Genomic DNA, 10395 nt, shown 5'->3' with positions numbered 1-10395 from the left:
CCCAGATAGCTCAGTCGGTAGAGCAGGGGACTGAAAATCCCCGTGTCGGTGGTTCGATTCCGCCTCTGGGCACCATTAATTTAATAGAAGGCGACGTCGCCAAGTGGTAAGGCAGAGGTCTGCAAAATCTCTATTCACCAGTTCAAATCTGGTCGTCGCCTCCAAAATTAAGATATAAACAGCTTTAGGGCTGTTTTTTTTTATTCTTTGTGCTATAATTGAAAAAAAATTAACCATAAAGAGGTAGTGTATGAAGAAAATAATTATGATATACTTTACACTGATAGCATTAGCTTATGGACAGGGAAAAGAGCTGATATTTGATGATGTTCCTAAAAACCATTGGGCATATAAAGCAATAGAAAATCTTGTAAATGAAGGGATAATATCTGAAGATAGTTTTTTATTCAAAGGAGAATTTCCGGTTTCAAGGTATAGTTTTGCAGAAGGATTAAACAGATCTTTTAATAGCTTAGATGAAAAAAAAGCTAATCGAGGAGATTTGGTAATTTTAGAAAGTTTGGTTTATGAATTTTCAAGAGAGCTTACTAAAATTGGTTTTAATGCAGAGTTATTTAATGGAAAAATAGAAAATATGAGAATTGATATTGAAGTTATAAGGCAAAAAAATGATGAAACTCAAAAGGAAGTAAATGAGTTAAGGAAAAGAGTAGAGGCTTTGGAAAAAAATGCAGGGATTTAATTAATATGGAGGTAGATATTATGAAAAAGTTATCGTTTGATTATTCAAATGCACTAGGTTTTTTTAATGAGAATGAATTAGCATTAATGGAGGCTCAATGTAAAACTGCTACAGAAACTTTAATGAGTGGATCAGGAGCAGGGAATGATTTTTTAGGTTGGATAGATTTACCAACTAATTATGACAAAGTTGAATTTGATAGAATAAAATCAGCAGCAGAAAAAATAAAAAATGATTCAGAAGTTTTAATAGTTATTGGAATTGGTGGATCATACCTAGGTGCAAGATCAGCAATAGAATTTTTATCACACACATTCTATAACAACCAAACAAAAGAGAATAGAAAAGGACCTGAAATATATTTTGCAGGACAAAACATATCAGGTAAATATATAAAAGATTTATTAGAGATAATAGGAGATAGAGATTACTCTGTAAATGTTATATCAAAATCAGGAACAACAACAGAACCAGCTATAGCTTTTAGAATATTTAAAAAGCATTTAGAAGAAAAATATGGAGTAGAGGAAGCAAGAAGAAGAATCTACGCTACAACAGATGCAAGTAAAGGAGCTTTAAAAAAGCTAGCTACAGATGAAGGATATGAAACGTTCGTAGTACCTGATAATGTAGGGGGAAGATTCTCTGTATTAACGGCTGTAGGATTATTACCAATAGCAGCAGCAGGAATAAGTATAGATGAACTAATGGCTGGAGCAAAAGATGCTCAAGAAGCTTATAAAGCACCATATGCAGAAAACGACTGTTTAAAATATGCGACAATCAGAAATATTTTAAATAGAAAAGGTAAAGATGTAGAGATGTTAATAAACTACGAACCAAGACTACACTATATTGGTGAATGGTGGAAGCAACTGTTTGGAGAATCAGAAGGTAAAGATGGAAAAGGGTTATTACCAACAGCAGCAGATTTCTCAACAGATTTACACTCAATGGGGCAATATATTCAAGATGGAAAGAGAGTTTTATTTGAAACTTTAGTAAATATTGAAACTCCAGAGCATGATATTTTAATAGAAGCTGATGAGTTAGATTTAGATGGATTAAACTACTTAGCAGGAAAAGGAATGGATTTTGTTAATAAGAAAGCGGCAGAAGGAACTGTACTAGCTCATGTGGATGGAGGAGTACCAAACTTAATAGTGAATATTCCAGAAGCAACACCGTATCATTTAGGATATATGTTCTACTTCTTCGAAAAGGCGTGTGGAGTGAGTGGATATTTATTAGGAGTAAATCCATTTGACCAACCAGGAGTAGAAGCTTATAAAGCAAATATGTTTGCTCTTTTAGGGAAAAAAGGATTTGAAAAACAAGCTGAGGAATTAAATAAAAGATTAAATAAATAGTAAGAAAAAAGAAGCTAAATTTTAGCTTCTTTTTTAATCTGTAAATATATTAAATTGTCTTAAGTCTTTATTGATTGTAAAAGATTCACTTCTATATCCTAAACTAGGAATTCTAAAGTAGGCTTTTTCATAAGTAAGTATATTTCTAAATTCAAAAAGACCGTCTTTTGTTGTTTTTATAGTAGAGATAACTTTATTATTTGAGGCATTTATAAGTTCAAGGTATGTATCTTTCAAATAGCTATTACCTTTTACAAGAGCGCCTGAAATATAAAAAGTCTTTGCTTCTAAAGTAATTGAGATGTCGTTTATAAATTTTTCATTTTGAATTAACATAGATGTTCCATTCCCATAGAATCCATCTTTTTGAGCAAAGATAGATATAAGTCCAACTTGACCCTCAAAAGAAAAACGTCCAGAAGTATCACTGCTAAGATCTATTAAATTTTCTCCTACTTTAATTTTGACATCGGCATTATTAATAGGTTCGCCAAATTTATTGATAATTTTTCCATATATACGGATTTTATTGTCAGTCATATTTAAAATAAGTTGTTTAGGTTCGGTGAATATATAGTCTACAAAAAAATCGTTATCTAATAAAGAGGTGTATCCATCTTTTTTTACAGTAATTCGATATTTGTTTTTAGGGAGTTTTATACTAAAATTTCCATTGATATCACTTTTTACTGTTTTTGTAATATTAGAACTATTGGAGAAAGAAACCGTGGCATTCCCTAATCTAAATTCTTTATCAGTTACAAATCCAGAGATATCAACTATTTCGTTCTGAGTAAAAGTTCTTAATGAAAAAACTATAATAAAACAAAGGAAAAGTTTGAATCTCATAGTACCTCCTGTATAGTGATGTTATATTTAATTATATCACTTTTTTGATTTTATATGCTATAATTATTAATAAAAATAAAATTTTATAGAAGGTGATTTCGTGGTAGATGATATAATAAACGAAAGAGAAAAAGCAAAGCTACACTTCTTAAAAACTCAAACTGAAAAGTTGATTTATTTAGGCGAATTTAAAGAAAATGTATTGGCAGCTTTAGATAGACAAGAGATTGAAAGAAATCTTATTCATAACGAGATAAAAGAAGTGATGAAAGATAAGAGAGCTATTCTATTAAAAATTAGAAGAGATGTTCACTTTGAATGTATAAAAACCTATATAGATGAAGCTGAAAAAGTTGGACTTAGATATACTTTGGTTGATGATATAACTTTTAGAGGGAATGTAGGTTTAGTAGTTGTATCAAGTGAAGCTTTAGATAATGAAGATAAAGAGGTTGTAATTGAAAGTGCAACAAAGGTATATACAGATGTTGGTTTAAGTGAAGGGTTTATTTATGGAGAAGGGCATAAAATTTGTCCAAAACACTATAAAGAGTTGAAAGAAAAATTACCATCACATTTAGACAAATTTCAAGAGATGAATTTTTTTGATAGATTATTTGGAAAAGTATGTCCAATAGATAGATTTGACAAAAAGGAGAGATAACATGAGCGTAGAGGCATTCAAAATAATTGGTGGAAAAAAAATAAGTGGAGAGTTAGCAGTTGAAGGAGCAAAAAATGCAGCACTTCCAATTTTTGTAGCTACTTTAATAGAGAAAGGAACATACGTTTTAAATAATGTACCAAATTTAAGAGATATAAATACTTTAGTTCAACTTTTAGAAAGTTTAGGACTTGAAATAGAAAAGTTAGGAGATCACTCTTATAAAATAGTAAATAATGGACTGAAATCATTGGTTGCATCATATGATTTAGTAAAAAAGATGAGAGCATCTTTCTTAGTTATGGGACCGATGTTAGCTCATGAGAAAAAAGCGAAGGTTTCTTTACCTGGAGGATGTGCAATAGGTTCTAGACCTGTAGATTTACATTTAAAAGGATTTGAAGCCCTTGGAGTTAAAATTGATATAGACCATGGATATGTAGAAGGAGAAGCTGAAGAACTAATCGGTGGAAAAGTTGTTTTTGATTTCCCAAGTGTTGGAGCTACAGAAAACGTTATAATGGCTGCTGTAAAAGCAAAAGGAAAAACTATTATAGAAAATGCAGCAAGAGAACCAGAAATAGATGATCTGTGTAATTTTTTAGTGAAAATGGGTGCTAAAATAAATGGAATAGGAACTGGAAGATTAGAGATAGAGGGTGTTGAAAAATTAAATCCTTGTGAATACTCTATTATTCCTGATAGAATAGTTGCTGGAACATTTATAGTGGCATCACTTATGTTCGATGGAGCTATAACAGTTAAAGGTGTTGTTAGAGATCATATAGAAAGCTTTGTATCTAAATTAGAAGAGATGGGAGCAGAGTTTGAAATAGATGGAGATACTTTAACAACTAAAACAAAGCTTAAAGATTTGAAGCCAGTGAAGGCAACAACAATGCCTCATCCAGGATTCCCAACAGATTTACAATCGCCAATGATGACTTTAATGTGTTTGGTAAAAGGTACAAGTGAAATAAAAGAAACAATATTTGAGAATAGATTTATGCATGTTCCTGAACTAAATAGAATGGGAGCAGAGATAACAACAGATGCCAATATGGCAAGAATAGATGGAATAGATAACTTCTCTTCAGCTGAAGTTATGGCTAGTGACTTAAGAGCTGGAGCGTCGTTAATATTAGCTGGATTACTGGCAGAGGGTGAAACTATTGTAAATAGAATTTATCATGTAGATAGAGGATATGAAAACTTAGAGGTTAAACTTAGAGCTTTAGGTGCAGATATAGAAAGAATAAAAGTAGAAATATAAATAAGGGTGAGAAAATGGAAAAAGTAATAGGAATAAATCCTGTAATAGAGTTATTACAAAATAAGTCTAACAATATCGAGAAAATTGAGATTTTTAAAGGAATGAGAGAGGAGAAGCTTGGAAAATTAAAAGCTTTAGCTTCTGCAAGAAATATAAAAATATTCTCAGTTGGAAAAAAAGAGGAGAACTCTCAAGGAGTTGTAGCATACCTTAGTGATTATGATTACTACATCGAATTAGGTGAGTTTATAGAGAAAATAGCTAGAGATGAAAAATCAATAGTTTTAATTTTAGATGGAGTTCAAGACCCAAGAAACTTTGGTGCAATAATAAGAAGTGCTGAAATATTTGGTGTAAAAGGAATTATTATTCCTGAAAGAAACTCTGTAAAAATTAATGAAACAGTAATAAAAACTTCAACAGGAGCTATTGAGCATGTTGATATAGTAAAAGTTACAAATATATCAGATGCGATAGAAAAATTAAAGAAGTTAGACTTCTGGGTTTATGGAGCTGAAGGTTCTGGAACTAAGTTCTATCATGAAGAGAAGTACCCTAATAAAACAGCTTTAGTTTTAGGAAGTGAAGGAGAAGGAATTAGAAAGAAAGTAAAAGAGAATTGTGATATTTTAGTAAAAATACCAATGCATGGAAAGATAAACTCTCTTAACGTATCTGTTGCTGGAGGAATCATACTTTCTGAAATAGCTAAAAACCTATATTAAATAAATAAACCTGTGGAAGTACAGGTTTTTTTATGCTATATTATGAGATAAAATGAAAAATTGATGGGGTGAAAAAATGAGAGAATATAACTTTGGCCAAATAGAAGAAAAATGGCAACAGAAATGGAAAGATGAAAATATTTTTAAAACTGAAGATAAAGTAGAAGGAAAAGAGAACTACTATGTTTTAGAGATGTTACCTTATCCATCAGGGAAATTGCACGTAGGACATGCTAGAAACTATACTATAGGAGATGTAATAGCAAGATATAAAAGAATGAAAGGGTATAACGTATTACATCCTATGGGATGGGATTCGTTTGGATTACCTGCTGAAAATGCTGCAATTCAAAATGGAGCACACCCTGCAATTTGGACAAAATCTAACATAGATAATATGAATAGACAATTGAAAATGATGGGATTATCTTATGATTGGGATAGAGAGATTGCGAGTTATACTCCTGAATACTACAAATGGAATCAATGGATATTCAAAAAAATGTTTGAAATGGGATTAGTTTATAAGAAAAAATCAACAGTAAACTGGTGCCCAGATTGTCAAACAGTTCTAGCTAATGAACAAGTTGAAGATGGTATGTGTTGGAGACATTCGAAAACTCCTGTTATTCAAAAGGATTTAGAGCAATGGTTCTTTAAAATAACTGATTATGCTGAAGAGTTATTAGAAGGGCATAAAGAGTTAGTAGCTGGATGGCCAGAAAAAGTATTAACAATGCAAAAGAACTGGATTGGAAAATCTATTGGTACAGAAGTTAACTTTAAGTTGGTAGAAAAAGATGAAAACTTACCAGTGTTCACAACAAGAGTTGATACATTATTTGGAGTAACTTATGCAGTAATAGCACCAGAGCACCCTTTAGTTGATGAAATAATAAAAATTAATCCATCAATAAAAGATGCTGTATCAGAAATGAAAAATACTGATATGATAGAAAGAACAGCTGAAGGAAAAGAGAAAAATGGAGTAAACACAGGTTGGCATGTGATTAATCCTGTAAATGGTGAAAAAGTTCAGCTGTGGATAGGGGATTATGTACTGATGAACTATGGAACTGGAGCTGTAATGGCTGTTCCTGCTCATGATGAGAGAGACTTTGCTTTTGCAAAAAAATATGATTTACCAATTAAAGTTGTAATCAATCCTATAGATAAAGAATCAAAAGAGGAGATTTCAATAGTTGCATCAGAAATGAAAAATGCATTTATTGGATCTGGAAAAATGACGAACTCTTCTGAATTTAACGGAGTATCTTCAAAAGAGGCTTTAGTTAAAATAGCAGAATTTGTAGAAGAGAAAGGTTTTGGAGAAAGAACAACAAAGTATAGATTAAAAGATTGGGGAGTTTCTAGACAAAGATACTGGGGAACACCAATTCCAGCTTTATACTGTGAAAAGTGTGGAGTAGTAATGGAAAAAGATGAAAATCTTCCAGTTTTACTACCAACAGACGTTGAGTTTACAGGAAATGGAAATCCATTAGAGACATCTGAAAGTTTCAAACATTCAATTTGTCCATGTTGTGGTGGGCCAGCAAGAAGAGATACAGATACGATGGATACTTTCGTAGATTCATCTTGGTATTTCTTAAGATATTGTGATCCTAAAAATGAAAACTTACCATTTGCAAAAGAGATTGCTGATGGATGGGCACCAGTAGACCAATATATTGGAGGAATAGAGCATGCAGTAATGCACTTACTATACTCTAGATTCTTCTCAAAAGTTTTAAGAGATATGGGTCTTCTTTCATCTAACGAGCCATTTAAAAGATTATTAACTCAAGGAATGGTATTAGGACCATCATATTACTCAGCTAATGAGAATAGATTCTTATATCCTGAAGAAGTAGAAATTAAAGGAAATTCAGCATTCTTAAAAACTACTGGAGAAGAGTTACAAGTAAAAGTAGAAAAAATGTCAAAATCAAAAAATAATGGTGTTGACCCAGAAATAATGATAGATAAGTATGGAGCAGATACAACAAGATTATTCATAATGTTTGCTGCACCTCCTGAAAGAGAGTTAGAGTGGAATGAAAATGGATTAGCAGGAGCTGCTAGATTCTTAAATAAAATTTGGAGATTAGTTTTAGAAAATAAAGAGTATTTAGCAGATACGTCAGAGATTGACTACTCTAAGTTAACTAAAGAGGATAAAGCTTTAGTAAGAAAGTTACATCAAACAATTAAAAAGGTAACTGAATCTATTGAAGCTGATTACCACTTCAATACTTCGATTGCTGCAACTATGGAGTTATTAAATGAGATGCAAGACTTTAGAACTCAAGTTTTAGGAACGGATAAAGAGACATCTGAATCTAAAAAAATATTTAGAGAAGCTATGGTAAACGTGGTTGTAATGTTATCTCCATTTACTCCTCATTTCTGTGATGAGTTATGGCAAGAGATGGGGAATGAAGGGATGTTATTCTTACAAGCTTGGCCAACTCATAAAGAAGAGTTAACAATAGCTGATGAAATTGCAATAGCAGTTCAAGTTAATGGTAAGCTAAGAGGAACTTTAGAAGTAGAAAGAACAATTTCTAAAGAGGAAGTTCAAGCTAAAGCTTTAGAAATAGAGAATGTTAAGAAATTCATCGAGGGTCAAACAGTAGTTAAAATTATTGTTGTTCCAGGTAAAATTGTAAATATAGTTGTAAAGTAATAAAATAGGAGAGCAATTTTGCTCTCCTATTTTTATTTTTTGAATCTATCCCAAAAGTTAGGTTTTTGTGCGTTTCTCATCTTTTTTTCTTCAGCTTGTTCTTTGTGATAGTTTGACCAATTAGGATTATTTTTCATATTAGTTTTCATTTGCTTCATGTAGTTATATGTTGCTTTAGTATTTCTATATTTTGTTATAAAATTTGTCTTTATATCTATAAAAGTTTGTACAATTCCTTGGAAGAAACCAATAATTTTTTGGATTATTCTTTTGAAAGTTGTAAACTTGTAAACCTCTTTGCAGCTAGGACATCTATATTTAGCAACTTTATCCATTATTCTCATTTTCTCTTTACACTTAGGACATGTAATAACTATTTTTTTCATATTTTTATAATCCTCCGTTATTTATAAATTTCATCAATAAGTTCATCATAAATTTTTTCGTAATTTAACTCTACTTCATTCCAAATCTCTTCAGATTTAACTCCTTGTGAAATTAGCATACAAAGTCCATTTTCGATTTGTTTATTATTAGAGTATGCAAATTTTAAAAATAGAGTTTCTTTAGGATTATATATTAAATCTAGAGCAAAGTCAAAGTTTAGAAGGACTTCTTTGGGTACAGGAGAGATTTCTGTATTAGGAAAAGTTCCAACTGGAGTAGCATTTATAATTAAATAGCCAGATGTTTTCATAAGTTCGTCATATGAAATAGTAAACGAACTATGTAGCGTTTGTTTGGCTTTTTCCGGATCTCTAGAAACGGTATATACAATTGCTTTCAGGTCTTCAAGTGCTTTTATAGTAGCTTTTGCAGCTCCTCCACTTCCTAAAACAACGACTTTTTTGTTCTTTAGATTCAATCCCATTTTTTTAAAAGTTTTTATAAGTCCAAAATAATCGGTATTATAGGCAATTATTTTGTTATCAGAAAATTTTATACAGTTTGCAGCTCCGATCGCTTTAACTTCCGGCGAAAGTTCATTAACGAACTTTAGAATTGTTGTTTTGTATGGGATGGTTATATTTAGTCCTAGAATTCCATCTGCTTTTAGTGTAGATAAAAAGTGCTCTATAGAGTTTTCGTTATCCAAATCATAAATTTTATATTCGGCTTCTATATTGTATAGTTCGAATATTTTTTCATGAAGTGTTGGAGAGAATGAATAGGAAATATTTTTTCCAAGTAATCCAAATTTTTTCATAAATTAAATCACCTCTTTTTTTATAATAATTATATTATTATTTTTTTTAATAAACAATGATATTATATTTATAAATAAATTAAAAAAATAGTTACGGGAGGTAAATTAATTGAATTTTGATTTTTTAAAAAAAGTAATACTATTTAAAGATTTAGAGGAAAATGAAATAAAAGAGATATTTAATACTATAAACTTTGATGTAAAGAAATTTGAAAAAGACGATATTGTTTTTTTTAGAGGAGATGTATTAGATGGTATTTCTATTGTTCTTAAAGGAAATTTAAGTGCAGAGATGTTAAAAGATACAGGTGATATTCAAAAGATAGAGAATTTATCTACTGGTGATTTAATAGCCTCAGCTTTTGTTTTTGGTCAAAACAATATTATCCCTGTTGATTTAATCTCTTTAGAAAAAACTGAGATTTTACATATTGATAAAAAAAATCTTTTGAAATTATTTAATATAAAAGAAATGATTTTAATAAATTTTTTAAATGAAATTTCAGATAAAACTCAATTTTTATCAAATAAAGTTTGGAAAAATTTTAATGCGAAAACAATAAGAGAGAAAATGTTTGATTATATTCATCAAAATAAAATAGATAATAAAATACTTTTTAAACATTCAATAAAAGAGTTATCTGAAATATTTGGAGTTAGTAGGCCCTCTTTGTCTAGAGTGATTAGTGAATTTGTTGAAGAGGGGATACTAGAAAGAGATGGAAAAAATAGATTTAAATTAAATTTATGAAAAATTTAATAAAAAATAAAAAAACTTGTTGACACAGTTTAAAATTTATGTTATTATACTTCTTGTAGCGGGAACAACCGCACAACATTGAAAAGGACATTAACAACCGAATAGAGAAAATAGTCAGAAGTTATGAAAATAACAAAATGCCAGAAATGGCAAAC

The 10395-nt window shown here is 30.4% G+C and carries 10 protein-coding genes and 1 tRNA gene; 8 read left to right on the top strand and 3 right to left on the bottom strand.

The features are described 5' to 3' along the window. Positions 1 to 89: 89 nt before the first annotated feature. From L992_RS08095 to L992_RS08085, 3 genes are all read left to right on the top strand, one after another. A tRNA-Cys gene (locus L992_RS08095) sits at positions 90 to 164 on the top strand. Between the two features lie 86 nt (positions 165 to 250). Beyond that, on the top strand, positions 251 to 703 hold the full coding sequence (locus L992_RS08090; RefSeq protein ID WP_052191633.1) for an S-layer homology domain-containing protein: 453 nt from the start codon (positions 251 to 253) through the stop codon (positions 701 to 703). A gap of 20 nt (positions 704 to 723) precedes the next feature. Further along, positions 724 to 2073 (top strand): glucose-6-phosphate isomerase, encoded by a 1350-nt coding sequence (locus L992_RS08085; RefSeq protein ID WP_047380885.1) that lies wholly within the window; start codon positions 724 to 726, stop codon positions 2071 to 2073. A gap of 33 nt (positions 2074 to 2106) precedes the next feature. Here the strand turns inward: L992_RS08085 and L992_RS08080 are convergent, their stop codons facing one another. Next, positions 2107 to 2922, bottom strand: coding sequence for a carboxypeptidase-like regulatory domain-containing protein (locus L992_RS08080; protein WP_047380883.1), 816 nt, complete (start codon positions 2920 to 2922; stop codon positions 2107 to 2109). 100 nt (positions 2923 to 3022) lie between these two features. Here L992_RS08080 and L992_RS08075 point away from each other — a divergent pair, with 100 nt between their 5' ends. The 4 genes from L992_RS08075 (at position 3023) to leuS (ending at position 8273) form a co-directional block, all read left to right on the top strand. Then, on the top strand, positions 3023 to 3586 hold the full coding sequence (locus L992_RS08075) for a DUF1694 domain-containing protein (protein ID WP_047380881.1): 564 nt from the start codon (positions 3023 to 3025) through the stop codon (positions 3584 to 3586). A 1-nt stretch (position 3587) separates the two neighbouring features. Beyond that, positions 3588 to 4859: a UDP-N-acetylglucosamine 1-carboxyvinyltransferase gene (murA, locus tag L992_RS08070; RefSeq protein ID WP_047380880.1), complete on the top strand. Its 1272-nt coding sequence runs from the start codon at positions 3588 to 3590 to the stop codon at positions 4857 to 4859. A 14-nt stretch (positions 4860 to 4873) separates the two neighbouring features. Continuing rightward, complete coding sequence (gene rlmB, locus L992_RS08065; RefSeq protein ID WP_047380878.1) at positions 4874 to 5584, top strand: 23S rRNA (guanosine(2251)-2'-O)-methyltransferase RlmB; 711 nt, start codon at positions 4874 to 4876, stop codon at positions 5582 to 5584. Between the two features lie 76 nt (positions 5585 to 5660). Beyond that, positions 5661 to 8273, top strand: a complete 2613-nt coding sequence (gene leuS / locus L992_RS08060) for a leucine--tRNA ligase (protein ID WP_047395537.1) — start codon at positions 5661 to 5663, stop codon at positions 8271 to 8273. Positions 8274 to 8305: 32 nt separating this feature from the next. Here the strand turns inward: leuS and L992_RS08055 are convergent, their stop codons facing one another. Continuing rightward, complete coding sequence (locus L992_RS08055) at positions 8306 to 8659, bottom strand: zf-TFIIB domain-containing protein (protein ID WP_047380873.1); 354 nt, start codon at positions 8657 to 8659, stop codon at positions 8306 to 8308. 17 nt (positions 8660 to 8676) lie between these two features. Continuing rightward, on the bottom strand, positions 8677 to 9480 hold the full coding sequence (gene aroE, locus L992_RS08050; RefSeq protein ID WP_047380870.1) for a shikimate dehydrogenase: 804 nt from the start codon (positions 9478 to 9480) through the stop codon (positions 8677 to 8679). Positions 9481 to 9589: 109 nt separating this feature from the next. On the opposite strand from aroE, the gene L992_RS08045 reads away from it, so the two are divergent. Continuing rightward, positions 9590 to 10231, top strand: coding sequence for a Crp/Fnr family transcriptional regulator (locus tag L992_RS08045; RefSeq protein ID WP_047395534.1), 642 nt, complete (start codon positions 9590 to 9592; stop codon positions 10229 to 10231). Positions 10232 to 10395 lie beyond the last annotated feature (164 nt).

Origin of the sequence: Cetobacterium sp. ZOR0034 (genome assembly GCF_000799075.1) — a bacterium.
In the GTDB taxonomy this organism is placed as follows: domain Bacteria; phylum Fusobacteriota; class Fusobacteriia; order Fusobacteriales; family Fusobacteriaceae; genus Cetobacterium_A.
Note: the sequence above shows the minus strand (reverse complement) of the source record. Positions and strands in the feature narration are given on the sequence as shown.

Excerpts from the sequence above, each read along its gene's own strand:
- leuS (WP_047395537.1), top strand. The coding sequence starts at position 5,661 with ATGAGAGAATATAACTTTGGCCAAATAGAAGAAAAATGGCAACAGAAA.
- L992_RS08055 (WP_047380873.1), bottom strand. The coding sequence starts at position 8,659 with ATGAAAAAAATAGTTATTACATGTCCTAAGTGTAAAGAGAAAATGAGA.
- rlmB (WP_047380878.1), top strand. The coding sequence starts at position 4,874 with ATGGAAAAAGTAATAGGAATAAATCCTGTAATAGAGTTATTACAAAAT.
- aroE (WP_047380870.1), bottom strand. The coding sequence starts at position 9,480 with ATGAAAAAATTTGGATTACTTGGAAAAAATATTTCCTATTCATTCTCT.
- L992_RS08085 (WP_047380885.1), top strand. The coding sequence starts at position 724 with ATGAAAAAGTTATCGTTTGATTATTCAAATGCACTAGGTTTTTTTAAT.
- L992_RS08080 (WP_047380883.1), bottom strand. The coding sequence starts at position 2,922 with ATGAGATTCAAACTTTTCCTTTGTTTTATTATAGTTTTTTCATTAAGA.
- murA (WP_047380880.1), top strand. The coding sequence starts at position 3,588 with ATGAGCGTAGAGGCATTCAAAATAATTGGTGGAAAAAAAATAAGTGGA.
- L992_RS08090 (WP_052191633.1), top strand. The coding sequence starts at position 251 with ATGAAGAAAATAATTATGATATACTTTACACTGATAGCATTAGCTTAT.